Consider the following 25,059-nt stretch of genomic DNA (forward strand, 5'->3'; position numbering starts at 1 on the left):
TGTCCGAGTTCAGCCGGCCAGTTTGGCGCGCAGCAACTCGTTGACCTGTGCCGGATTGGCCTTGCCGCGCGACGCCTTCATCACCTGCCCGACGAGGGCGTTGAGTGCCTTTTCCTTGCCAGCGCGGAATTCTTCGACGTTCTTGGCGTTGTTGGCGATCACTTCGTCGACGATGCGCTCCAGCTCGCCCGTGTCGTTCATCTGCTTGAGCCCTTCGGCCTCGATGATGGCGTCCACGTCATTACCGTTGCCGCTCCACAGCGCTTCGAAGACCTTCTTGGCGGCGTTGTTGGAGATGGTGCCATCACCAATGCGCATCACCAGCTTGGCCAGCTGGCCCGGCTTGAGGGGCGCGTCGACGAGTTCGAGTTCTTCCTTGTTCAGGCGTTTGGCCAGCTCACCCATGACCCAGTTGGCGCAGGGTTTGGCGAGTTTGTCGCCGGCGACGGCGACTGTGGCTTCGAAGTAGGCGGCGATATCGCGGTTTGCGGTGAGTGTTTGCGCGTCATAGGGCGTCAGGCCCCAGTCGCTCACGAAGCGTGCGCGCATGGCCGCCGGCAGCTCGGGCATGATTTCGCGGGCGCGCTCGATCTCTTCGTCGGTGATCACCAGCGGTAGCAGATCGGGGTCCGGGAAGTAGCGGTAGTCGTGGGCGTCTTCCTTGGTACGCATCACGCGCGTCTCGCCCGTGTCCGGGTCGAACAGCACCGTGGCCTGCTGCACTGTGCCGCCGTCCTCGATGTGCTCGATCTGCCACTGGATCTCGTAGTCGATCGCCTGCTGCAGGAAGCGGAAGGAGTTCAGGTTCTTGATCTCGCGTCGGGTGCCGAATTCTTCCTGACCGCGCGGGCGCACCGACACGTTGGCGTCACAGCGGAAGGAGCCCTCCTGCATGTTGCCGTCGCAGATGTCGATCCAGCGCACCAGGGTGTGCAGCGCGCGGGCGTAGGCGACGGCTTCGGCCGAAGAGCGCATGTCGGGTTCCGAGACGATCTCGAGCAGGGGCGTGCCGGCACGGTTGAGGTCGATGCCGCTCATGCCGTGGAAGTCTTCATGCAGGCTCTTGCCGGCATCTTCTTCCAGATGGGCGCGGGTCAGGTTGATGGTCTTTTCGTAGGCGTTGTCGCCCTCGCCGACCTGAACGGTCACCTGACCGCCGACCACCACGGGCAGCTCGAACTGGCTGATCTGGTAGCCCTTGGGCAGATCGGGGTAGAAGTAGTTCTTGCGGGCGAACACGCTCTTTTTGGCCACTTCCGCGCCAATGGCCAGGCCGAAGCGGATGGCGCGCTCGACGGCACCCTTGTTGAGCACCGGCAGCACGCCGGGCAGGGCGATGTCCACGCCGCAGGCCTGTGCATTGGGCTCTGCGCCGAAGGCTGTGCTGGCGCCCGAGAAAATCTTGGAGGCGGTATTGAGCTGGGCGTGAATTTCCAGCCCGATGACGACTTCCCAATCCTGACGACTCATGGTGTTTTGCTCTGTCTTTCCATCAAAGTGCCGGCCGGTGCCGACACGCATTGTTCATCAATCGCAGCGCCCGACCCGACGGTCGAAGAGCACCGGCAGCATGTCGCCGAACGCCTGGCCCGGCTGACAGTACGACTCGCAGCCGTGATAGGCGAGCACCACCTGAGGGCCCTGCTCCCACATGCGCAGCACGCACGCCGAGCCTCGACGGTCCCGCAGTTCGATGCTGGGCATGGCTTTGGTCTGTGCGAAATCGGGCAGTGCGAATTCGCAGCTGCCTCTGGGCTGTGCCAGGCGCGTGCGCAGGTAGCGCACCTGGCCGCCACGCACGTCCACATCAGCCTGCACGGTGTGCTTGCGCTCATCCATGGCCGCGCAGCGCATGGCGAGCGTGATCGGCTTTGCCGTCATGGCGCGGGTGGGGCGGCCGGCACGCGGCGCCGGGGGCGCTGGTGGTGTCTTGGCCAGTGGCGCCGGGGGCAGATCCCGCAGTTGCGGGCCCTGGGCCTCCGGGAGCGGGGGCTCCACGGGGGGCGGTGTTTCCGGTGCGGGTCGATAGGGGGGCAGGGGCGATGCGCAAGCGGCCAGCCCGGCTGCCAGCGCAACCAGGCTGAGATGGCGGCTGGCGCGGCTCGAGATCACCCCAGCTCCGGCGAGCGCAGGTGCCAGTCCGTGGCTTGCTGGAAGCCATGGGCAGCCTGCAGCAGGCGCGCTTCATCGAAATAGTTGCCGATCAGCTGCAGGCCCACGGGCAGGTCGTTCGCCCCCGTGCCGCAGGGCAGGGAGAGGCCCGGCAGGCCGGCCAGGTTGACGGCGATGGTGTAGATATCCTGCAAGTACATCTGCACCGGGTCGTCGCTCTTCTCGCCGATGGCCCAGGCCACCGTCGGGCTGGTGGGGCCGGCGATGACGTCGCACTGTTCGAACGCCTTCTGGAAGTCCTGCGCGATCAGTCGGCGCAGCTTCTGGGCCTTGAGGTAATAAGCGTCGTAGTAGCCATGTGAAAGCACGTAGGTGCCCACCAGAATGCGGCGCTTCACCTCGGCGCCGAAGCCTTCGGCGCGACTCTTCTCGTACATGCTCTCCAGACTGTCATAGCCCTCGGCACGGTGGCCATAGCGCACGCCATCGAATCGTGACAGGTTGGAGCTGGCCTCTGCCGGGGCGATCACGTAATACGCCGGGATCGCCAGCTTGGCATTGGGCAGACTGACTTCCACCGTGGTGGCGCCCAGTTCGCGATACTTGGCGATGGCCGCGTCGATGGCCAGGCGCACGTCGGCATCCATGCCGTCAGCGAAGAATTCGGTCGGCAGGCCGATGCGCAGGCCGGCCAGTGGCTTGTCGAGATCGCGGGTGTAGTCTTCGGCGGGCCGGTCGATGCTGGTCGAATCGCGCGGATCGAAGCCGGCCATGGCCGAGAGCAGCAGGGCGCAGTCCTGAGCGCTGCGACCGAAGGCGCCACCCTGATCAAGGGAAGATGCGTAGGCAATCATGCCGTAGCGGCTGACTACGCCGTAAGTGGGCTTGATGCCGGTGACGCCGTTCATGGCGGCCGGCTGGCGCACGGAGCCGCCCGTGTCGGTGCCGGTGGCCATGGGGACCATGCGCGCCGCCACGGCGACGGCCGAACCACCCGATGAGCCGCCTGCAACGCGGTCCTGCTGCCAGGCATTGCGCGTCGGGCCGTAGTGCGTGTTTTCATTGGACGAGCCCATGGCGAACTCGTCCATATTGGTCTTGCCGACCAAGACCGCTCCGGCTGCCTTGAGCTGGCTGACCACATGGGCGTCGTAGGGGCTCACGAAGTTGTCGAGCATCTTCGAGGCACAGCTGGTGCGCAGGCCCTCGGTGCAGAAGACGTCCTTGTGGGCGAGCGGAATGCCGGTCAGCGGGCCGGCGTGACCCGCTGCGATGCGTTCATCGGCCGCTCGTGCCGCCGCTAGCGCACCTTCGTGGTCCACCGTGATGAAGGCGTTGAGGGTCGGGTTGAGGGCGTCGATGCGTGACAGGCAGGCCCGCGTCAGTTCGACGCTGGAGACCAGCTTGCCCTGCAGGGCAGCGGCAAGTTCGGTGAGACTGGATTGGATCATGATGTGCTTCGTGCGCCGGGGCATGCGCCCGGGTTATTCGATGACCTGGGGGACGAGATACAGCCCGGCTTCGGTCTGGGGAGCGACCGCCTGGAAGGCCTCGCGCCGATTCTCTTCGGTGGCCGCGTCGTCTCGCAGGCGCTGTGCCACGTCCTGCGGGTGCGACATGGGCTCGATGCCGGTGGTGTCCACCGCCTGCATCTGCTCGATCAGGCCGAAGATGTTGTTGAGCTTGTCGAGGGTGTCCTGTGCCTCGCCGTCGGCCAGCTCGATACGGGCGAGCCGGGCAATCTTATGGACCTCTTCGAGCGAAAGAGACATGACGAGATAAACCTGCTTAAATCACAAGGGTTTGTAGGTTATCATAATCGTTTATGTTCACTAGGGCCTGATCTCGTTCTCGTGCTGTCTGCTGCGATACCTGCCGGACAGACCAGCGATGAGGCCTTACGCAACCCCCAAAGGACTTTTCGGGACTTCCATGTTTGGATTTTTGCGTTCGTATTTTTCCAATGACCTTGCGATTGACCTGGGTACTGCCAACACCCTGATTTACGTGCGCGCCAAGGGCATTGTGTTGGACGAGCCGTCTGTCGTTGCCATTCGCACCGAGGGCGGCCCCAATGCCAAGAAAACCATCCAGGCCGTCGGTCACGCCGCCAAGCAGATGCTGGGCAAGACGCCGGGCAACATCACCGCGATCCGCCCCATGAAGGACGGCGTGATTGCCGACTTCGTCGTTACCGAGCAGATGATCAAGCAGTTCATCAAGAAGGTGCACGACTCCCGCCTGTTCTCGCCGAGCCCGCGCATCATCGTGTGCGTGCCCTGCGGCTCCACCCAGGTCGAGCGCCGGGCGATTCGTGATGCAGCCCTCGCTGCCGGCGCGAGCCAGGTCTACCTCATCGAAGAGCCCATGGCTGCCGCCATTGGTGCCGGCCTGCCGGTGGCCGATGCGACCGGTTCCATGGTGGTCGATATCGGGGGCGGCACCACGGAAGTGGGCGTGATCTCCCTGGGCGGCATGGTGTATTCCGGCTCGGTGCGCGTGGGGGGCGACAAGTTCGACGACGCCATCGTCAATTACATCCGCCGCAACTACGGCATGCTCATCGGCGATACCACGGCCGAGAACATCAAGAAGGAAATCGGTTCTGCCTTCCCGGGCTCCGAAGTCAAGGAGATGGAAGTGAAGGGCCGCAACCTGGCCGAGGGTATTCCCCGCAGCTTCACCATTTCCTCCAACGAAATCCTCGAAGCGCTCAACGAGCCGCTCAATCAGATCGTCTCTGCCGTCAAGATCGCGCTCGAGCAGACGCCGCCCGAGCTGGGCGCCGACATTGCCGAGCGCGGCATGGTGCTGACCGGCGGTGGTGCGCTACTGCGCGATCTGGATCGATTGCTCATGGAAGAAACGGGTCTGCCGGTGATCGTGGCCGATGAGCCGCTTACCTGCGTGGCCCGTGGCTCCGGCATGGCGCTGGAAAAGATGGACAAGCTCGGTTCCATCTTCACTTCAGAGTGATCTTGTGTTCCCGGATGCGCCGATCCCGGCGCATCCGCCCTGTTTGCCTTACCTGACGTCGCCACGTGGTCGGTCATCAGCCTCCTCCGATATTCCGCCGTGGCCCCGCACCGCTGGTGCGGCTCTTCCTGCTCGTCTGTATCTGTCTGGGCATGCTGGTTGCCGACCTCCAGTTCCGTTACCTGGAAGTGGTCCGCAAGACCGTCTCGGTGGTGCTCTATCCGCTCGAGATTGCTGCCGCCGCGCCGGTGGAATTCCTCTCCAATGCCTCCCGCTATTTCGCTACGCTCGTCGAAGTGCAGGGCGAGAACCGGCAGTTGCGCCGCAAGGCCCTTGCTGACGCCGATCGCCTGCTGCGCCAGACCGAACTTGAACGTGAAAACGCCCGCCTGCGTGCGCTGCTGACCATGTCGGAGCGTGTCGGCGTCGAATCCGTTGCGGCCGATGTGCTTTACGAAGCCCGTGATGCCTTTACGCGCAAGGTGATTCTCGATCGTGGCGCCCAGCACGATGTGGGTGCGGGTCAGGCCGTGGTCGATGAACTCGGCATGGTCGGTCAGGTGACGCGGGTGTATCCGATTCAGTCCGAGGTCACCCTGGTGACCGACAAGGGGCAGGCTGTGCCGGTGCGGGTGGAACGTACCGGGCAGCGTGGGGTCGTTTACGGGGCGGGCGACGGCCGCCTGGAGCTTCGCTACCTGCTGGCCAATGCCGATGTGGAGCCGGGCGACCTGCTTGTCACCTCCGGCCTCGATGACGTGTATCTGTCGGGTATCCCGGTGGCGAAGGTGGTGGCGGTGGATCGCACACGACAGGCCTTTGCGCTGATCACCTGCGAGCCGATCGCCCGGGTGGGCCAGACCTCGCAGGTGCTGATCCTGGCCCGTGCCGTACCGCTGGCTCCCCAGGAGGCGTCGGCGGATTCCGCCCCCGAGGACGCAGCGGCCGGTGAGGCTGTGCCGGCCAAGGAATAGGGACACCATGCAACCGACCAATCGATCACGACGAATCCTGCGCCCGGTCCGCCTGTGGTTCGTCTACTTCTCGCTCATCGTTGCCCTCGGCCTGAACTTTATTCCCACCGGCCGTCTGCCGGGGATCCCCGACTGGCTGGCGCTGGTGCTGGCGTTCTGGTGCGTGCGCGAGCCCTTGCTCGTCGGTATGGGTACGGGCTTCGTTTTCGGTGTGCTGACCGATGTCGCGTACGGGGCGGCCATGGGGCAGCACGCGCTGGCCTATGTATTGCTCGCTTATGGTGCCAATGCACTGGCGCGCCGGGTGTTGTGGTTCGGACCGATTCAGCAGTCGGTGCAGATCCTGCCCCTGTTGCTGGGCGTGCAACTGGTCATGGTACTGGTGCGTCTGGCGGCCGGTGCGGAATTCCCCGGCTGGTGGTACTTCACCGGTAGTTTCACGGCGGCCGTGTTGTGGATGCCGCTGCATTTCGTGCTGTTGCTGCCCCAGTATCAGCCCGAAGAGCGCGATGACAACCGGCCGATCTAGATGGGCCCCCACGCTCACCGGGTTCGCTGCCCCCCGAGGGGGCGGCGCGCGCCTTTCGGGCGGCCGAGCGGGCGCGCGGACGGCCCCACGCCCACTGCGTTCGCGAAACACCGGTCTTGCCCCCACGAAGGGGCGTCATGCGCCCTTGGGGCGGGCGGGTTGAAGTGAAATGACCGAATTCCGATCCCAGGACGAAGAAGTCGGGCAGGTTCGCCAGCGGGCGATCGTGGCCGGCGGCTTCGTGTTCATCTGCCTATGTCTGCTGGCGTCGCGCTTCTTCTATCTGGAAGTGATGCGCTACGACTACTACCACACGCGCGCCGAGGACAACCGGATCGCGGTGGTGCCGGTTGCGCCCAACCGGGGCACGATCGTTGATCGCAAGGGCGAGGTGCTGGCGCGCAACTTTGCCGCCTATACGCTCGAGATCAATCCCTCGCGCGTCGATGACATCGACGACACCATCGACCGTCTCGGCGAGATCGTGCAGATCGACGACTACGATCGCCGGCGCTTCCGCAAATTCCGCGAAAGCAGCAAGTTCTTCGAAAGTGTGCCGATCCGCACCAAGCTGACAGACCAGGAAGTGGCGCGGTTCGTGGCCCGGCGCTACCTGTTTCCCGGCGTGGACGTGAAGGCCCGGTTGTTCCGCGTGTATCCCCATGGCGATCTGTTTGGCCATGTCATCGGCTACATGGGGCGCATCAATACGCGTGACGAAGAGCGCATCGAAGCCGACGGTGAAGAGGCCAACTACCGGGGGACCGACCACATCGGCAAACGCGGGCTTGAGCAAAGCTACGAGTCACTGCTGCACGGCCGAACGGGTTCCGAGCAGGTCGAGGTCGATGTCGGCGGTCGCGCGGTGCGTGTGCTTGACCGGCAGACCGCGCAACCGGGCAACAGCCTGATTCTCACGGTGGATGTGGGACTTCAGCGGGTCGCCAGCGAGGCCTTTGAAGGCCGGCGGGGGGCGCTCGTGGCCATGGACCCCAAGACCGGCGGTGTGCTGGCGCTGGTGTCCTCTCCGAGCTTCGACCCCAATCTGTTCGTGGATGGCATTTCGGTGGCCGACTGGAAGGCATTGAACGACTCGCCCGACCACCCGCTGCTCAATCGCGCCATTTATTCCGCCTACCCGCCGGGTTCCACTTTCAAGCCGTTCATGGGGCTGGCCGGGCTGGAGCTGGGCAAGCGCAGCGCGCGGCAGGCGATCGCCGACCCGGGGTATTTCGTCTTCGGGGGCCACCGCTTCATGGATGACAAGGTCGGTGGTCACGGCATGGTCGATCTGCACAAATCCATTGTCGATTCGTGCAATACCTACTACTACATGCTGGCCAACGACCTCGGGATCGAGGCCATCGCCGATTTCATGGCGCCGTTCGGCTTCGGTTCTCAGACCGGTGTCGACATTCCCGGCGAGGCCTCCGGGGTGCTGCCCTCGCCAGCCTGGAAGCGGGCACGATTCAAGAAGCCCGGCCAGCAGAAGTGGTACGGCGGCGAGACCATTTCGGTCGGCATCGGCCAAGGCTATAACGCCTATACCCCGATTCAGCTGGCCACGGCACTGTCCACGCTGGTCAACGACGGGGTGATGTTCCGGCCGCATATCGTCAAGTACATCGTCGATCCGGTGACCGGGGCTCGCACGCAGGTGGAGCCGGAGCCGATCCGCCGCATTCCGCTCAAACCCGAGAACCTCAAGGCGGTGCGTAATGCGATGGTGGATGTGACCCTCGAAGGCACCGGCGCCCGGCCGTTCAAGGACGCGGGTTACACGGTGGGGGGCAAGACCGGTACCGCTCAGGTGTTCTCGCTCAAAGGGGGGCGTTATCGGGAGGGTGATGTGGCCGAGCGTCTTCGCGACCATTCCTGGTTCATCGCCTACGCGCCGGCGGAAGATCCCAAGATCGCCATGGCGGTGCTGGTGGAAAACGGGGGCTTCGGTTCGCGCTCGGCGGCACCCATCGCACGAACCGTGATGGACTACTACCTGCTGGGCAAGCGGCCGGGTGACCCCGTCGTGACGCCTGAACCGCAGGCACCGGCAGGAGGGGGCGACTGATGGAGTGGAAGCTGCATCCGGTGGCCCTGATCAAGGGGCTGTTCCGGCCCATTGATGCGCCCCTTTTTCTCATGGTCTGCCTGCTCATGGCGGCCTCGCTCATGCTCATGCAAAGCGCGTCACCCGAGCGCATGCAGGCCCATCTCATGAACACCGGCGTGGCGCTCACGCTCATGTGGATCACGGCCCGGGTGCCTGCGCCCCGGCTGCTGTCCATGGCCATGCCGCTCTACCTCATCGGCGTGCTCCTGCTGGTGGGGGTGGCCCTGTTCGGTGAAACCTCCAAAGGCGCGCAGCGCTGGCTGCACATCGGGGTGACGCGTATCCAGCCGTCCGAGCTCATGAAGATCGCCATGCCGCTCATGCTTGCCTGGTACTTCCACCAGCGCGAAGGCGCCATCGGCTTCATGGAGTTCGTGGTGGCGGGCATTCTGCTGGCGATCCCGGTCGGGCTCATCGTGACCCAGCCCGATCTGGGCACCAGCTTGCTGGTGGCAGCGGCGGGTTTCTACGTGATCTATTTTGCGGGGCTCTCCTGGCGGTTGCTGGTGCCGGTCTTCCTGGTCGGTGTGGTGGCGCTGGGTACGATCGTCGTACTTGGTGACAGTCTCTGCCAGCCGGGCGTGGACTGGCAAATCCTGCGCGAATACCAGAAGCAGCGGGTGTGTACCCTGCTCGACCCCACGTCCGACCCGCTGGGCAGTGGATTCCACATCATCCAGTCGACCATTGCGATCGGTTCGGGTGGTCTGCTCGGCAAGGGCTGGCTCAATGGCACCCAGACCCATCTGGCCTTCATCCCCGAACGCCACACCGACTTCATTTTTGCCGTGCTTGCCGAGGAGTTCGGGCTGGTCGGTACCCTGTTGCTGTTGGCGGTGCTGATGACACTGATCCTGCGCGGCCTGGTCATTGCCGTGGGTGCGACGAGCCTTGGGCAGCGTTTGCTGGCCGGTGCCATCACGATGATTTTCTTTACGTATGCCTTCGTGAACATGGGGATGGTGAGTGGTATTCTGCCGGTCGTGGGCGTGCCGCTGCCCTTCATCAGCTACGGCGGCACGGCGCTGGTGACCCTGTGTGTCGGGGTCGGTATCCTCATGAGCATTCAGCGGGAGCGCATACTGAGTCAGTCATGAGTCGAACAGAGCACCTCGATTCAATCCAACGCTGGATGCGACTTGTCATCTCCCTGGTCATGGTCGGCCTGCTGGCGGCCTGTTCCAGCGCGCCGCCCAAGCAAACCAGCCGCAGTGCGCCCAGCGGCCACCCCGATCTGCCCTGGTCGGGGGGCAAGTACTACAAGGACGATGGTCCGGGCGCGAACGTGCCCCACGACATCGATCAGATCGCCGACGCCGTCCCCCGCGACGAACCGATTCACCGCGCTACCACCCGACCGTATTCGGTGTTTGGTGTGCGCTATGTGCCCATGTCCGCGCGCGACGACTTTGTCCAGGAGGGGCGGGCCAGCTGGTATGGGCGCAAGTTTCATGGCAACCGCACGGCCAATGGCGAGACCTACGATATGTACGCCATGAGCGGCGCGCACAAGACGCTGCCGCTGCCGTCCTACGTGCGGGTGACCAACCTGGCCAATGGCCGGCAGGTGGTGGTCCGGGTCAACGACCGCGGGCCGTTCCACTCGGGGCGCATCATCGATCTGTCGTATGCAGCGGCGTACAAGCTCGGGTACCTGAGTCAGGGCAGTACCCGAGTCCGTATCGAACTGGTCCGCCCCGGCGACGAAGCGCCGGCGCCGTCTCCGCCCGCACCCATTCGTGTCGAAACGCCGCCGCCAGCGCCCGAACCGCAGCCGGTTGTGACCACTGTCGCAGCGCTCGAGGAAACGGTGCCCGATGCTGGCGACATCACACCCGAAGGCATGCCGCCGCTGGCCGCTGTCGATCCGGCGGATATTCTCGACGGCAAGCATTCGCCCCGGTTTGAGGCCGAGCCAAGCGTCGTGCCGCCTGCGCCCGGCGTCTATCTGCAGCTGGGTGCTTTCCAGACCCGAGACAATGCGGAAGGCTTTCTCGATTATGTCGGCCGCAATCTGGACTGGTTGCGCGGGCAGCTTGACGTGCTTGCCGATGCGGACCATTTCCGCCTGCATGCCGGTCCTTACCCGAACGCTGATGCGGCGCGGGATGCGGCGCGCCGCATCAGCGAGGCTCTCAATCTGCAGCCCTTCGTCGTGACCCGTTGAACCTTGATGGTTGCCGCGGGTCTGGTCAGGCGTTGGCTTGTCGGTCCTTGCGGTCACGCCAATGCGCGCCCCGGCGGATTCAAGGATAATTGCCGCTTGCGCCGGTCCTTGGACCCATTCGATCACCCCCCAATCTGGAACGCTACTGATCTCATGCGCTTTCTTGTTGCACTGCTGCTCTCATTCTTCACCGTTTTTGCTCACGCTCAGGTCCCTCCACCGCCGACGCTCGCCGCCACGGCCTGGTTGCTGATGGATGTCGGTACCGGACAGGCCCTGGTCGAACACAAGGCCGACGACCGTATCGAGCCTGCCTCCCTGACCAAGCTCATGACCGCCTATCTGGTGTTCTCCGCCCTCAAGGCCAATACCCTGCAGGGCGACCAGATTGCACCGATCTCCGAGAAGGCCTGGAAAATGGGCGGCTCGCGCATGTTCATCGAGCCGCGCCATCAGGTGACCGTGGATGAACTGCTGCACGGCATGATCATCCAGTCCGGCAACGATGCTTCCGTGGCGCTGGCCGAACTGGTGGCCGGGTCGGAAGATGCGTTTGCCGCACTCATGAACCGGGAGGCCGAACGCCTGGGGATGAAGAACACCCACTTCATGAATTCCAGCGGCATGCCCGACGCGCAGCACTACACCACCGCCCGCGATCTTGCCGTGCTGGCGGCGTCCATCGTGCGTGATTTTCCCGAGTACTACAGCCTGTATTCGCAGAAGGAATACACCTATAACAAGATTACGCAGCCGAACCGCAACCGCCTGCTGTGGCTCGATTCCACCGTCGACGGTATGAAGACCGGCCATACCGAAGCGGCCGGCTATTGCCTGGTGTCTTCGGCCAAGCGCGGCCCGCGTCGTTTGATTTCGGTGGTGCTGGGCACCGAGTCCGATGCCATGCGCACCCAGGAGTCGCTCAAGCTGCTGAATTTCGGTTTCCGCTTCTACGACACCGTGCGGCTGTATGAGGCCAATCAGGCCATTTCCCAGTTCCGCATCTGGCAGGGTGAGATCGATCAGGTGAAGGTCGGCTTCAGCAAGGATTTCGTCCTGTCCCTGCCGAAGGGCCAGGCCGAGAAACTGCAGGTGACGCTCAACAGCCTGCAGCCGCTCGAAGCCCCGGTCGGCAAGGGCCAGAAAGTGGGCGAGATGGTGCTGACGCTGGACGGCGCGCTGATCGGGACCTACCCGGTCGAGGCGCTTGAAGATGTGCCTCTGGCAGGCTGGTTCGGCCGCACCTGGGATTCCCTGCAGCTGTGGATCAAGAACCTGTAAGCGGAGAGCGATCGTGAGTGTGTGTTACCTGAACGGGCAGTGGATGGATCTGGCCGAGGCGCGTGTCTCGCCCATGGATCGCGGCTTCCTGTTCGGCGACGGGGTCTATGAAGTCATTCCGTCGTACTCAAAGCACCTGTTCCGGGTCGACGAGCACCTGAAGCGTCTGGACAACTCGCTCAAGGCGATCGGACTTGAAAACCCGATGAACCGGGCCGAGTGGCGCAAGATCGTCGCGGAGGCGGTCGAGCGCAACGAAGGCACTGACCAGTCGGTCTATCTGCAGGTGACCCGTGGCGTGGGGGCGGTGCGCAACCACGCCTTCCCGGCCGAGGTGACGCCTACGGTATTCCTCATGGTCGAGACGTTGACGACGCCCGATGAAGCCACCCGCGCCCAGGGGGGCTCGGCGGTGAGTGCGGCGGATTTCCGCTGGCTGCGTTGCGACCTCAAGGCGGTGTCCTTGCTGGCCAACTGTCTGCTCAAGCAGCATGCGGCAGAGAACGCATGTGTCGAAACCATCCTGTTCCGTGACGGATTCCTGACCGAAGGGGCGGCATCGAGCATCTTCGTGGTGATCGATGGCACCGTCTATGTGCCGCCCAAGAGCCACCTCATGCTGCCCGGCATCACGTACGACGTGGTGATCGAACTGGCCCAGCGTCATGGCATGCCCTTGCAGGTGCGTGAAATTCTCGAAGACGAGGTGCGCAGCGCCGACGAAATCTGGATGACCTCGTCGACCAAGGAGGTGTTGCCGATCACCCGGCTTGATGGCCGTCCGGTCGGCAAGGGCTTGCCTGGGCCCATGGCCGCCCAGATGTATGGGTGGTATCAGGAATTCAAACAGGAGGTCATGCGCCATGGCGGATGACAAGCAAAAAGAGAGTCTCATCGAGTTTCCCTGCGACTTTCCCATCAAGGTGATGGGGGCTCGCGTCGACGATTTCGCCCAGGCCATCCTTGAAGTGGTGGTCAGGCACGACAGCGAATTCGACGCGGCGCGCATGGAAATGCGCCCGTCGAGCAAAGGCACCTACCTGTCGCTCACCTGTACCGTGCGTGCCACCTCGCAGGTGCAACTGGACAACCTGTACCGTGAGCTGAGCAGTCACCCCATGGTCAAGGTCGTGCTCTGAGATGGAAGTGAACGGCTGCCAGATCCGGGCGCTCGGCCAACAGCCGTACGAACCGACGTGGCACGCGATGCAGGAATACACGGCGGTACGCGATGGGGCTGCGCAGGACGAGCTTTGGGTACTCGAGCACCCACCGGTCTATACGCTCGGTCAGGCCGGCAAGCCGGAACATCTGCTGCGCCAGACCGACATCCCGCTGGTAAAGATCGACCGCGGCGGGCAGATCACGTACCACGGCCCGGGCCAGGTGGTGATCTACCTGCTCATCGATCTGCGCCGGCGCGGCATCCGGGTGCGCGAGATGGTGCAGCTCATGGAGCAGGCCATTATCGACGCGCTGGCCGATTACGGGCTGACGGCGGAGCGGCAGGACGGCGCGCCCGGCGTCTACATCAAGGGCGAGAAGATCGCCGCCCTGGGCCTGCGGGTGCGCAACGGGTGCACCTACCACGGCCTGAGCCTCAATGTCGATATGGATTTGACACCATTTACCTGGATCAATCCCTGCGGCTATAGTGGGCTCAAAACCATACAACTCAAAGACTTCGGGGTCATCGCCTCCACCGACGAGGTGGGCGAAAAGCTGGTGGGCCACCTGACCCGCCTGCTGCCCCCGATGCGACAGGTGGACGCTGCGACCGCATGAGGGTCGGGGCGCCGAGGGAATCGAATGGAAACCAAAGCCAAGAAACAGCGCGGCGCTGACAAGACCGCCCGCATCCCCATCAAGATCGTGCCCGCCGAGCGGCTCAAAAAGCCCGAGTGGATCCGCATCAAGATCGGTGCCGGCAAGGAAGCCGAGCGCTTCAACGAGATCAAGGCCACGCTGCGCGAGCAGAAGCTGCACACCGTGTGCGAAGAAGCCTCCTGCCCGAACATCCACGAATGCTTCGGCAAGGGCACGGCCACCTTCATGATCATGGGTGACATCTGTACCCGGCGTTGCCCGTTCTGCGACGTCGGCCACGGCCGGCCGGATCCGCTCAACACGGACGAACCCAAAGACCTGGCCGATACCATCGCTGCCATGCGCCTCAATTACGTCGTGATCACCTCGGTCGACCGCGACGACCTGCGCGACGGTGGCGCTCAGCACTTTGTGGAGTGCATCCGCGAGACCCGCGCCAAGTCGCCCAAGACCTCCATCGAGGTGCTGGTGCCCGACTTCCGCGGCCGGATGGAGATTGCCCTGGAGATTTTCGATCAGGCGCCGCCTGACGTGATGAACCACAACCTCGAGACGGTGCCCCGCCTCTACAAGCAGGCACGCCCGGGCTCCGACTATCAGTATTCCCTCGATCTGCTCAAGGCCTTCAAGGCGCGCCACCCGGAAGTGCCGACCAAATCAGGCCTGATGGTCGGTCTGGGCGAGACCGACGAAGAAATTCTCGAGGTGATGCGTGACCTGCGTGCTCACGACGTCGAGATGCTCACCATCGGGCAGTATCTGCAGCCCTCCGGCGGGCACCTGCCGGTGCTGCGCTATGTGCACCCGGACACCTTCAAGATGTTCGAGACCGAAGCGCTCAAGATGGGCTTCAGGAACGCCGCCTGCGGTCCCATGGTGCGTTCGAGCTATTGGGCCGATCAGCAGGCCCACGGCGCCGGGGTGGTCTGACTCATGGCAGCAGGTAGCCGACTTGTCGGGGTGCTGCTGGCCGCGGCCATCGCCTTTGCCGGGTACTCGGTGGGTGAAGGGCTGCTCAAGCTGCGCACCGGCGATCGCTCGGTGACCATCAAGGGGCTCGCCGAGCAGGACGTGAAAAGCGATTTTGCGGTGTGGGCACTGAGCTTCCGTCGGGCCGGCAACGCGTTTGCCGATGTACAACAGGCATTGAGTGAGGACCGGGCCAGCGTGCTGGCCTTCCTGAAATCCCAGGGCTTCGCCGATAGTGAACTCGACGCGGCGCCCGTGCAGGTTCAGGACGTCTACGCGCGCGAATACGCTCAGGCCAATGCGCCCCTGCGCTACAACGGCGTCGGTCGGGTCACGGTCAAGACGGCACGGGTCGACGCGGTGGCCAAGGCCGCCAACCAGACCGATCCCCTCATCGCCGCCGGCGTGCAACTGACGGGCGAGGGGGAAGGCCAGGGGCTGCCGGTGTTCCAGCTTCGTGGTGTGAATGCCCTCAAGTCGCCACTGCTCAAACAGGCCACAACCAATGCCCGCGAGCAGGCAGTCGCTTTCGCCGATGATGCGGGAGCGACGCTGGGCGAACTGAAGAGCGCCAACCAGGGCGTGATCCGCATCACCGACGACGATGGTTCCGACTACGACCGTGGTCGTACCATCGGCAAGCGCCTGCGCGTGGTGTCTACCTTCGTCTATCAGCTCGACTGAATCCGTCCGCTTTCCCTGCGCTTCGACCCGCGTCTTACGCCCCGCAGTACCCCCCAGGCCAGCATGGCCGCCCCCTCCGTTTTTCGAAGACGCGTTCCCCCGACATAACGCTTTCGTGATAGAAACGCCCTTGGTCCGCAGCGCTCCGGTCTGCTGTGGATCAAACGCCTTATGCAAGATTGCTATCAAGTCGCGCGGGAAGAGGGTCGATAAACTTCCACGGACCCGGCTGATCCATGCGTTGGGCGTCATCAGGGCTCAGGGGAAAAAATATGAAAATACGGGGACTTGCCTGCCGGATGGGGAGCGTCATGCTCGCCTTTGGCTGGATACATGGTGCTGTCGCTGCACCCAACGATAGCGATGAGGTCGAGGAGCTTCAGAACCTGCTAGAGGTGCTCGATCAGCAAACGGAAATTGCGACCAAGACCAAGCTCAATGCCGATTACGTGCCGGGGCTGGTGACGGTATTGCATGCCGACGAATTGTCGGAGCTCGGGATTCGAACGGTCTGGGAAGCACTGCGGCTGGTGCCAGGGATCGAGCCGTCGATTGATCAGATCGGCGGGCGTCAGACGCTGGTGCGCGGCGTCGGCGGCAGTTTCGCGTCGGGCAACATGAAGATTCTGCTCAACGGCAAGTCGATGAACTCCACGCTGTCGGCCAATTCGAACCCGGTACTCAACATGCCGGTGGCGCAAATCGATCACATCGAGGTGGTGCGCGGACCGGGCTCGGCAGTGCACGGAGAGTTTGCCTACGCCGGCGTGCTCAACGTCGTCACGCGCAAGACGGACGATGGTGTCTTCCTTCGGTTTGACGAGGATGAAACCTACACCGGAGGAGGCTTTGCCCACTGGGCGAGTGCGGATGGACGCCAGGGTGGAAGTATCAACATCGGTGGCTGGCAGAAGCAGGCGGGGGACGTGCAAGCGGGCGAGGACGCGGTCTACAACGGTTTCAACGCCGTCTTCAACCCCACTTACGCCACCCTCTCCAATGCCCCGGGCGCCGTGAATGACGCCATGGAGCAGCGATCCGTACTGATTGACTGGTTCTATGATGCGCTGTCGCTTTCATTTGCCTACGCTGAAGACGGCAATGGTGACCACTACGGCACGATCAACGTGCTGAGTGCCCCGGACGAAAACGGGATCAAGTACCACAATCGGTATCTCATGCTGAACGGGCGCGGGAAGTGGGCGCTCAGCGAGACGCTTGAGCTCAATACCGAGATCGGATGGCAGCAATACCAGAATCGGTACAACGCACGCCTGCTGCCAGACGGATTCACGTGGGCCACCCCGGCGATTCCAACCACGCTACTCGACGGCTTCCAGACCGAAGGTTATTACGAGGAGTCGCGCTACTCGGGCACGTTCGATCTTGTCTGGAGCGGGTGGCAAAATCACCGCTGGCTCGCTTCGCTGGGCGTCAGCCAGATCGAGGTCAACGATGCCTGGCAACGCAACAACATCAATCCGCGTACCCTGGGTCCGGCGGCCACCCGGAAGTATACGAGCAAGGACGGTATCCCCTGGCCGGGCCGGGATCGCGATCGTCAGATCCTGAGCCTCACCCTGCAGGATGAATATCGTGCCAGCGACGAGATCACGATCACCGCGGGTCTGCGCCACGACGACTATGACGACGTCGGTCAGAACACGTCGCCCCGGATCGCCGCAGTGTGGCGCCTGGGTCGGGATCATGTGCTCAAGGCGCAGTATGCCCAGGCCTTCCGGCCGCCCACGTTCTACGAAACTGCCTTCGAGGCGGACCTGGAGCCGGAGAAAATACGCACGTCGGAACTCGCGTACATCTACAAGGCACCGGATACCGAGTTGCGCGTCACCGGGTTTCGCTCGCGGCTTACGGATGTCATCACCGGAAACGGCATTCTGGGTTTCAGGAACGCGCCTGAAGTGAAGAGTCGAGGGCTTGAGTTCGAAGTGCGTCAGCGCTTCGGTGTGACCTGGCAGATTGACGCTAATGTCACCGTTGCCGAAAGCGAGAGCGTCAAGACGGGTGATCGAGTGCCGGCCGCCGCAGATCGTCTTGCCAACCTGGTCGTCCGCTACAAGCCGAGCAGTGCCCAGCAGTACGCGATATGGGTCCGCCATGTCGGTGATCGCGCCCGGGAAGAGGGCGATGCGCGCAAGTCGCTGGAGAGCTACGAGACAGTTGATCTGAGTGCCAACTTCCGGCTCCCCTTCAGCGCCGGTCCGATGATTCGTGTGGGTATCCGTAACCTGTTCGATCGCGATGTGCGGTATCCCGCGCTGCTGACGCGCGATGTGGTTGATCAGACCATCCAGTCCTACGAAGCCGACTATCCCCAGCCGGGCCGCACTGCGTGGCTCGAACTGGCCTGGCGTCTCTGACCCGGGCCTGAAAGAGGAGCGCACATGCACGCATCGACCGGATTCATCGTCCTCCAGGCGCTCAACTACCTGCTGACCGTCGGCGTGCTTGTGCACGCCTGGCGCCGGCAACGCGATCTGTTCTGGGTCATTCCGGCGGCCATCGTCTTCGGGTTCGTCATCGAGTATTCACAAGTCTCGAAAGCGGTCCCGCCATACCATTACACCGAGGCCCTGGTGCCCTTGCCGGGGATGGTGCCACTGGGCGTGGTGCTCAGCTGGGGCACCATCATCTACGCCGTGCTCGCGACCCTGCGGCTGATGCAGGTCTCGCGCTGGAGCCGCCCGGTCATTGCAGGCCTGCTCGCCACGGCCATCGACTTCGTGTCGGACCCGGCCTTCGTCTCGCTCGATTTCTGGATCTGGGCCGAGCCTGGTGCCTGGTTCGGCATCCCGTGGACCAACTACGTGGGCTGGTTCGTCATCGTCGCGGCCTACACGCTCTGGCATGACGTCCTGCTGCGGCTCGGGTCGGCGCGAACCGCCATCCAGATTCTGGCGGCCTGGCTCACCGTACCGTTGGCGTTCGGCACCTTTGTGGGGGTCATGCTCTGCTATCTGTGGCTTGAGGCAAGGGCGATCGTCGATCCGGACATGCTGGTGGTGATCTTCTTCGGCCTGTGGCTGGCGTTGTCCATCCGGCCGCTGGTGCGTGCGCCAGCCAACTGCACGCTCGATCCCATGGTGCTGGCGCCGGCACTGTTCCTCTATGCCGCGTCCATGGTCATCCTGTTCGGCGGCAACCTGCATCGCCAGACCCCGGAGCTGGGCATTGTGCTGCCCGTGTTTTCCATCCTCGGTCTGACCGGCTTCCTGTGGCCGGCGCGCTCGCGTGTCGGGTTGCACAGTCTGTCGGGGGGCGCCGGCGCTGGCCGAAAGCGTCACATGGTGCTTGCCCTGGCCATGGCGGCGGCAGCGGGGTTCGGACTGGCCGCGCTGCGCCCGAATCAGAGTCTCATCGGGCCGGTCAATCTGCCCAATGATGACGCGTTTCTGCCCAGTCAGGATGTGCAGTGGTGGTACTGGACCGGGCATCTGGAAACCGAAGAGGGGCGCAAGTTCGGGTTCGAAGTGGTGTTCTTCAGCTTCGACAGCTTCCTGATCATGCGCGATCAGCTCACCCAGGTGGCCGTCACCGATGTGCAGAACGACCGCTTCGAGTTTGCCGAGCACCTGAAATTTCACCTCCCGGCACAGTCCAGCAATCGTTTCGAGCTGACTGCCGGGCCCGGCGACATCGTTCGCGCCGTGGGCGACAACCAGACCGACCGCATCCATAGCGAGGTGAACGGCTATGTGCTCGATCTGGAGATGGAGGCGACCAAGCCGGTGGCCATGCACTACGGCGGCGACGCCCATCCCTACCGCTTCGGGGGGTATACCTATTATTACTCGAGGGTGAAGATGGCCACGAAAGGCACGATCACCGTCGACGGGCAGACCTACCACGTGACCGGCACCAGCTGGTTCGATCGTCAGTACGGCGAGCTGTACCAGGCCATTGTGAAGGGCTGGCAGTGGTTCGCCATCGAACTCGATGACGATCGCCAGATCATGCTGTACGACATTCTCGGCAAGACCAACGCGGTGGAACGGGCAGGCTCCATCACCGATGCCGAGGGCAACACGCGGCCCATCGCAGGCCATCAGTTCAGCGTCGAGGTGCTCGGCCAATGGAAGAGTCCGCACACGGGTTGTACCTATCCGTCCGGCTGGCGGGTTCACGTCGAGGATGAAGTCTTCGAGGTTCAGCCTATGGTGAAGGATCAGGAGCTGCGGGCCAGTCATGGTTTCTGGCCGGGCCCCGAGTACTGGGAGGGCGCAGCGACGGTCGACGGTCAGGTCGACGGCAAGGCCTATGTGGAGCTCAATGGATTCTGTCGGGGTGTTGAAGGCAGCTTCGCGCCCTGAGGGCCCGCCCATCGGGCGAGGCCCGTCCATGCCCGGCCAGCGGTCGGGCTGGATGCGTTCGCTCGTGGCCTGTGCCGCCGTACTGGTGGTGCTTGCGTCGCCCTGGCTCGGCGCCGTTGCCGCCGACGAGCAGGACGCACGCCGCGTCACCGTCGGCATCAACGTATTCCCCGCAGTCCTTGCCGCCGATCGAGACATCGAAGCCAAACGCTCCGCCTCTGGCGAACTGACCCTGCTCATCGTCCACCGCGATGATGCCGCCCTGGCCGACCGCCTGGCCGAAGTCCTCAAGGACAAGGGTGCGGTGCGCGGCGCGCCGATCCGGGTCGAGGTGCTGACCGTGGACGCGCTCGGCACGCGCGGGCCTGATGGCGTGGCGGGTGTCTTCATTGCGCAGCGGCTGGGCGACCGGGTTCCGTCGGTCGCCATCTATTGCAACCAGAAGCGCGTGTTGTGTTTTTCTCCTTTTGAAGGTGATGTGGAGCGCGGCATTGCTGCGGGCATTGCGGTCAGCGACCGCGTGCTGCCCTATGTGAATGTGACCGCCCTGGGCCAGGCCGGCCTGCGCATCAAACCCTTCTTCATGCGGATAGCCGAACGATATGAGTAAGCCCGCTCAGCGCCGCCGCCTGCGAAAACGTCTGCCGGCCGGCGTGGCCGTTACACCCCTGTTCCTTGCCCTGATGGTGGTGCTGGCGGCGTTCGTTGCCTATTACTGGTTTGCCGTGCTCGCGCCCCAGCTCGATGCCAACGCCCGGGCCAGCGCGACGGCACTGGCCGACTCCCAGGCCAGGACGCTCGAAGACGCCATGGCCGAGCCCGATCCGCAGGCGGCGCGGCGCCAGCTGGCCAGCGCCATGGATGAGTTGCTGATCGCGCGCGAGCCCACCACGGGCGAGCCCATCTTTCTCGGTGTCCGCACCGAAATCGACTACGACATGGTCGCTGCACCCGACGGCCTGTTCGACATCGCCAAGCGCAGCGGCGCGTGCGACGACTGTCTGCAGATCGATGTGCCGCTGTATTCGCGCGCGGGTCGTGAATTGATCGGGATAGCCCAGTTCGACGCCAATCTGGTGTTTCTGAAGGCACTGCGTGCCGATGTGCGCAACAAGCTGTCCATCGGTGCCGCGCTGTTGCTGGTGGTCATCGGCGGCATCTGGTGGGCGGTGGTGAACCTGCTGCGCAAGATTGCCCGCAGCGAACGCAACCTGCGCAATGTTTTCGAGGCTGCACCGGTGCCGATGGTGCTGGTGCGTCAGCGCGACGACCGCATCCTCAAGGGCAATCAGGCCGCGGCGGATCTGTTTGGCGTGCCGGTGAGCGACCTGGCGACGCTGAAGGGCGAAGAAGTGCATGTCAGCCAGGGCGACATGCGCCCCCTCAGTGGCCCCGGCGCCGCACAGACCGACGTGGAGGGGCGCGAGATCGTCATCGAAGCGGCTGACCGAACGAAACATTGGGTGCTGACTTCGTCGCATCCGATCGGTTTCCTCGACGAGGCGGCCCATATCATCAGCTACGCCGACATCACCGCGCTCAAGCAGATCCAGCAGGAGTTGACCGACGCCAAGGACGCTGCCGAGCAGGCAACCCGCGCCAAGAGCCTGTTCGTGGCCAACATGAGCCACGAGATCCGCACGCCGCTCAATGCCGTCACCGGTTTCTGCCACCTGGCCGAACGCACGCAGCTCGACGCCAAGCAACGCGGCTATCTCACCTCGATCCGCAAGGCGACGGATCTGCTGCTGGGCGTGATCAACAACATCCTCGATTTCTCCAAGCTCGACGCCGGCAAGCTCGAACTGGACGAAGTGGACTTCAGCGTCGCGGCCATGGTGAGCGATCTGCTCGACATGTTCGGCGTGCTCGCTGATCGCAAGGGCCTCGCGCTCGATGCCCATGTGGGTGACGAGGTGCCGGATGCGGTGCTCGGCGACGAACACCGCATCAAGCAGGTGCTGACCAATCTCATCGGCAACGCGCTCAAGTTCACCGAAGACGGGCGGGTCAAGCTGAGTGTCGATCTGGTGGAGATGAAAGACGCTGACCTGCTGCTGCGCTTCGAGGTCAGCGACACCGGGATCGGCATCTCCGCCAGCGCCATCGAATGCCTGTTCCAGTCCTTCACCCAGGCCGACAGCTCGATTACCCGCAAACACGGCGGTACGGGGCTGGGCCTGGCCATCAGCCGGTCGCTTGTCGAGCTGATGGGCGGCGAGATCGGGGTAAACAGCGAGCCCGGTCAAGGCAGCCAGTTCTGGTTCACCGTGCGTCTTGCCGCAGCCACCGGACCGATACTCAAGCGTCCCCAGAAGCGCACCACGGCCACCGTGCGTCGCGGCGCCAAGGTGCTGGTGGTGGACGACAACAACATCAACCGGCGCATCATGGTCGAGTTGCTCGATGCCCTGGGCATTCGCGCCGATGTGGCCAGCGACGGGGCCGAGGCGTTGGTCGCGGTGGACAACAAGTCCTTCGATCTGGTGCTGATGGATCTGCAGATGCCCAACATGGACGGCTACGAAGCGACGGCGCGCCTGCGTGAGCGCTTCGATGCCCAGCGGTTGCCCATCATTGCCATGACCGCACATGGCCGAGAGGAGGACAAGGTCAAGTGCCTGTCGGCCGGGATGAATGCGCATCTGCCCAAGCCGATCGACCCCGCCGAACTGGCCTCCGTGCTCGGCCACTGGCTGGCGGTGTCGTCACCGGGGGGCATCGAGGGCGCCAGACTCGGTTGGCCCGAGGAGCTGCCCGGCCTGCATGTGGCTGCCGGGCTCGCCCGTGCCGGACACAAGCCCGGTTTGTACCGGCAGCTGCTTGCCGAATTTGCGCAGGATCATGCCGGCAGTGCGCAGCGCCTGCAGCAGTCGGTGGAGGCGGGCGATTCGGTCGTGGCTGCACGCATCGCGCACAACCTCAAGGGCACGGCTGCCAACCTGGGCGCTCGCACCCTGGAGCAGAGCCTGCAAAGCTTCGAGCGCGCTCAGCGCGAGCATCTGGATGTTGCCGAGGCACTTGATGGCGTGCAGGCCGCACTCGAGGAGGTGCTGAAATCCATTGGGGACCTCAGCCCGGTCGAACGCGACGCGTCCGTCAGCGGCGTCGACGAGCGGGCGGTGCCCCGGCTGATCGAAGCCCTGGATACCTCATTGAGAGAAGGCAATTTCGAGGCCGCCCAGCGCCTCGACGCCCTGACTGCCGCACTCGGCGGACGCAACGCGGCCGAACTGGGTGTGCTGAGTCAGGCCGTGCGTGCCTTTGATTTCGCGGCAGCACGTGCTGCGCTGCGCAAGCTGCATGAATCGCTATCGATCACTTCCGGAGGCCAAGAGCGTGATTGAATCGAAACCGCGCGTGCTCATCGTCGATGACGAGCGCTCCAACATCAATATCCTGGGCAACCTGCTGGTGCCCGAATTCGATGTGCTGGTCGCGACCGATGGTCCGACAGCGCTGGCGCGTGCGGCCGGCGAGATGCGCCCCGATCTCATTCTGCTCGACGTGATCATGCCCGGTATGGATGGTCATGAGGTGTGTCGGCGGCTCAAGGACGACCCCGAGACTCACGACATCCCGGTCATTTTCATCTCCGCCATGAGCGAGGAAGACGACGAGGCCACCGGGCTGAAGATCGGCGCGGTCGACTACGTGACCAAGCCCTTTGCGCCGGCCATTCTCAAGATGCGCATCCGCACGCACGTGGAGCTCAAACGTCTGCGCGATCACTGGCAACGCCTGTCCACGGTCGATGGACTCACCCAGGTGGCCAATCGCCGTGCCTTTGACGATGCCTTGGCCGGCGCCTGGCGTTGCGGTATTCGCCAGCAACAGCCGCTGGCCCTGATTCTGGCCGATGTGGATCACTTCAAGGCCTACAACGATCACCACGGTCATGCGGCGGGCGACCAGTGCCTGAAGACCGTTGCCAGCCTCATGAGCAGTCAGGTCAAGCGTGCCTGCGATCTCGTGGCGCGCTATGGCGGTGAGGAATTCGTGTGCCTGATGCCCGGTGTGGAGATCGACGGCGCACGTCTCATCGCCCAGCGCATGTGCGACGCCGTCCGCGGTCATCGCATGGCCCACGAACACCCGGATGTTGACGGTCTGGTGAGTGTCAGTCTTGGTGTGGCTGCGATTGTGCCCGACACCGGTTTTTCGCCCGAGCACCTGCTCGCACAGGCCGATCAGCGCCTCTACGAAGCGAAGCGTGCGGGGCGCAACCGGGTGTGTGCCGGGGAGCTCGGCGAGCCTTTCGGGCCGCCGGTGGGCGACCTGTCCTGACACATTCCTTTGCGCTCGTGGACGGGGATGCTCATCCTGCAGATATGTCGGGGTGGTAAGCTAGGCCAGCCGGTCTGAATCGACCCCCTCGAACCACTCTCACGGAGCGAGCCCAATGCAGTTTCTTCGACGCGCAGTCTTCTTCCTCATGATGGCGTCTCCGGCCTTTGCCGGCGGCCTGGATCTGTTGTCGAGCACGCAGGCCAGCGGCGGCCTCAAGGAGGCGCTGGAACAGGGGGCCAACGTGGCGGTCGACCAGCTCGGCACCAAGGGGGGCTTCCTCAACAATGCCAAGGTGCGCATCCCGCTGCCCAGCGCGCTGGAAAAGACCCGCCCCATTCTCAAGATGATGGGCAAGGCCGACGAACTCGACAACCTGCAAACGGCCATGAACCGCGCGGCCGAAGCGGCCGTACCCGAGGCGCGCACGCTGCTCGTCGGTGCGGTCAAGTCGATGAGCGTGGATGACGCCAAGAAGATTCTGTCCGGTGGCGACAATTCGGTCACCCGCTATTTCGAGTCCAAGACCCGCGACGCGCTCACCAAGCGCTTCCTGCCGGTGGTGACCGAACAGACCAACCGTCTGTCGCTGGCCGGCCAGTACAACCAGCTGGCGGGCAAGGCCGCCAAGACCGGGCTGCTCAAGGGCGAAGAAAGTTCGGTGGAGACCTTCGTGACCGCCAAGGCGCTCGACGGCCTCTACGCCACCATCGCCGAGCAGGAGCGGGCCATTCGCGCCAACCCCATGCAGGCGGCCGGCTCGCTGGCCAAGAAAGTGTTCGAAGCCATGAAGTGACCCGCGCTTGTCGGTT

General features: G+C 63.9%; 22 protein-coding genes. 18 read left to right on the forward strand and 4 right to left on the reverse strand.

From position 1 onward, the window contains the following. Positions 1 to 9: 9 nt before the first annotated feature. Genes gatB through gatC form a run of 4 tightly spaced genes read right to left on the reverse strand, consistent with a single transcriptional unit; the run spans position 10 to position 3,884 of the window. Entirely contained in the window at positions 10 to 1,470 is a 1,461-nt protein-coding gene (gatB, locus tag J0W34_RS01420) for an Asp-tRNA(Asn)/Glu-tRNA(Gln) amidotransferase subunit GatB (protein WP_230970408.1), read from the reverse strand. A gap of 57 nt (positions 1,471 to 1,527) precedes the next feature. Further along, on the reverse strand, positions 1,528 to 2,112 hold the full coding sequence (locus J0W34_RS22185) for a hypothetical protein (RefSeq protein ID WP_269144632.1): 585 nt from the start codon (positions 2,110 to 2,112) through the stop codon (positions 1,528 to 1,530). Continuing rightward, positions 2,109 to 3,563, reverse strand: a complete 1,455-nt coding sequence (gene gatA / locus J0W34_RS01435; RefSeq protein ID WP_230970410.1) for an Asp-tRNA(Asn)/Glu-tRNA(Gln) amidotransferase subunit GatA — start codon at positions 3,561 to 3,563, stop codon at positions 2,109 to 2,111. Before gatA ends, J0W34_RS22185 begins: the two co-directional genes overlap by 4 nt. Positions 3,564 to 3,596: 33 nt before the next feature. Next, positions 3,597 to 3,884: an Asp-tRNA(Asn)/Glu-tRNA(Gln) amidotransferase subunit GatC gene (gatC, locus tag J0W34_RS01440; protein WP_227815234.1), complete on the reverse strand. Its 288-nt coding sequence runs from the start codon at positions 3,882 to 3,884 to the stop codon at positions 3,597 to 3,599. A 160-nt stretch (positions 3,885 to 4,044) separates the two neighbouring features. Between gatC and J0W34_RS01445 the strand changes: the two genes are divergently transcribed. The 18 genes from J0W34_RS01445 (at position 4,045) to J0W34_RS01535 (ending at position 25,043) form a co-directional block, all read left to right on the forward strand. Then, positions 4,045 to 5,088, forward strand: coding sequence for a rod shape-determining protein (locus J0W34_RS01445; protein ID WP_227815235.1), 1,044 nt, complete (start codon positions 4,045 to 4,047; stop codon positions 5,086 to 5,088). Positions 5,089 to 5,153: 65 nt separating this feature from the next. Further along, positions 5,154 to 6,062 (forward strand): rod shape-determining protein MreC, encoded by a 909-nt coding sequence (gene mreC / locus J0W34_RS01450; protein ID WP_230970411.1) that lies wholly within the window; start codon positions 5,154 to 5,156, stop codon positions 6,060 to 6,062. A 7-nt stretch (positions 6,063 to 6,069) separates the two neighbouring features. Then, positions 6,070 to 6,591, forward strand: a complete 522-nt coding sequence (gene mreD, locus J0W34_RS01455; RefSeq protein WP_227815237.1) for a rod shape-determining protein MreD — start codon at positions 6,070 to 6,072, stop codon at positions 6,589 to 6,591. A gap of 169 nt (positions 6,592 to 6,760) precedes the next feature. Further along, the gene (gene mrdA, locus J0W34_RS01460; protein WP_227815238.1) at positions 6,761 to 8,659 is read left to right on the forward strand and encodes a penicillin-binding protein 2; all 1,899 of its coding nucleotides are present in this window, start codon (positions 6,761 to 6,763) and stop codon (positions 8,657 to 8,659) included. After that, positions 8,656 to 9,798, forward strand: a complete 1,143-nt coding sequence (gene rodA / locus J0W34_RS01465; protein WP_227815933.1) for a rod shape-determining protein RodA — start codon at positions 8,656 to 8,658, stop codon at positions 9,796 to 9,798. Before mrdA ends, rodA begins: the two co-directional genes overlap by 4 nt. Continuing rightward, positions 9,795 to 10,868, forward strand: coding sequence for a septal ring lytic transglycosylase RlpA family protein (locus tag J0W34_RS22265; protein ID WP_321573650.1), 1,074 nt, complete (start codon positions 9,795 to 9,797; stop codon positions 10,866 to 10,868). Before rodA ends, J0W34_RS22265 begins: the two co-directional genes overlap by 4 nt. A 153-nt stretch (positions 10,869 to 11,021) precedes the next feature. Then, entirely contained in the window at positions 11,022 to 12,149 is a 1,128-nt protein-coding gene (locus tag J0W34_RS01480; protein WP_227815239.1) for a D-alanyl-D-alanine carboxypeptidase family protein, read from the forward strand. 13 nt (positions 12,150 to 12,162) lie between these two features. Continuing rightward, positions 12,163 to 13,023, forward strand: a complete 861-nt coding sequence (locus J0W34_RS01485; RefSeq protein WP_230970412.1) for a D-amino acid aminotransferase — start codon at positions 12,163 to 12,165, stop codon at positions 13,021 to 13,023. Continuing rightward, positions 13,013 to 13,288 carry an HP0495 family protein gene (locus tag J0W34_RS01490; RefSeq protein WP_230970413.1) on the forward strand — a complete coding sequence of 92 codons (276 nt, stop codon included), beginning with the start codon at positions 13,013 to 13,015 and terminating at the stop codon, positions 13,286 to 13,288. Before J0W34_RS01485 ends, J0W34_RS01490 begins: the two co-directional genes overlap by 11 nt. A 1-nt stretch (position 13,289) precedes the next feature. After that, positions 13,290 to 13,934 carry a lipoyl(octanoyl) transferase LipB gene (gene lipB, locus J0W34_RS01495; RefSeq protein ID WP_230970414.1) on the forward strand — a complete coding sequence of 215 codons (645 nt, stop codon included), beginning with the start codon at positions 13,290 to 13,292 and terminating at the stop codon, positions 13,932 to 13,934. Positions 13,935 to 13,958: 24 nt separating this feature from the next. Continuing rightward, positions 13,959 to 14,906: a lipoyl synthase gene (lipA, locus tag J0W34_RS01500; RefSeq protein WP_230970415.1), complete on the forward strand. Its 948-nt coding sequence runs from the start codon at positions 13,959 to 13,961 to the stop codon at positions 14,904 to 14,906. Positions 14,907 to 14,909: 3 nt separating this feature from the next. Continuing rightward, positions 14,910 to 15,629 carry an SIMPL domain-containing protein gene (locus J0W34_RS01505; protein ID WP_230970416.1) on the forward strand — a complete coding sequence of 240 codons (720 nt, stop codon included), beginning with the start codon at positions 14,910 to 14,912 and terminating at the stop codon, positions 15,627 to 15,629. A gap of 272 nt (positions 15,630 to 15,901) precedes the next feature. Continuing rightward, complete coding sequence (locus tag J0W34_RS01510) at positions 15,902 to 18,010, forward strand: TonB-dependent receptor plug domain-containing protein (protein WP_230970417.1); 2,109 nt, start codon at positions 15,902 to 15,904, stop codon at positions 18,008 to 18,010. Positions 18,011 to 18,034: 24 nt separating this feature from the next. Next, positions 18,035 to 19,960 (forward strand): carotenoid biosynthesis protein, encoded by a 1,926-nt coding sequence (locus tag J0W34_RS01515; protein WP_230970418.1) that lies wholly within the window; start codon positions 18,035 to 18,037, stop codon positions 19,958 to 19,960. 28 nt (positions 19,961 to 19,988) lie between these two features. Further along, complete coding sequence (locus tag J0W34_RS01520) at positions 19,989 to 20,570, forward strand: YfiR family protein (RefSeq protein ID WP_227815247.1); 582 nt, start codon at positions 19,989 to 19,991, stop codon at positions 20,568 to 20,570. Beyond that, positions 20,563 to 23,307: a hybrid sensor histidine kinase/response regulator gene (locus tag J0W34_RS01525; RefSeq protein ID WP_230970419.1), complete on the forward strand. Its 2,745-nt coding sequence runs from the start codon at positions 20,563 to 20,565 to the stop codon at positions 23,305 to 23,307. The genes J0W34_RS01520 and J0W34_RS01525 overlap by 8 nt, the downstream gene beginning before the upstream one ends. Then, positions 23,300 to 24,247, forward strand: coding sequence for a diguanylate cyclase (locus J0W34_RS01530; RefSeq protein ID WP_227815249.1), 948 nt, complete (start codon positions 23,300 to 23,302; stop codon positions 24,245 to 24,247). Before J0W34_RS01525 ends, J0W34_RS01530 begins: the two co-directional genes overlap by 8 nt. A gap of 115 nt (positions 24,248 to 24,362) precedes the next feature. Further along, on the forward strand, positions 24,363 to 25,043 hold the full coding sequence (locus J0W34_RS01535; protein WP_227815250.1) for a DUF4197 domain-containing protein: 681 nt from the start codon (positions 24,363 to 24,365) through the stop codon (positions 25,041 to 25,043). Positions 25,044 to 25,059 lie beyond the last annotated feature (16 nt).

The sequence above is a fragment of the Nitrogeniibacter aestuarii genome, assembly GCF_017309585.1.
Classification (GTDB): Bacteria; Pseudomonadota; Gammaproteobacteria; order Burkholderiales; family Rhodocyclaceae; genus Nitrogeniibacter; species Nitrogeniibacter aestuarii.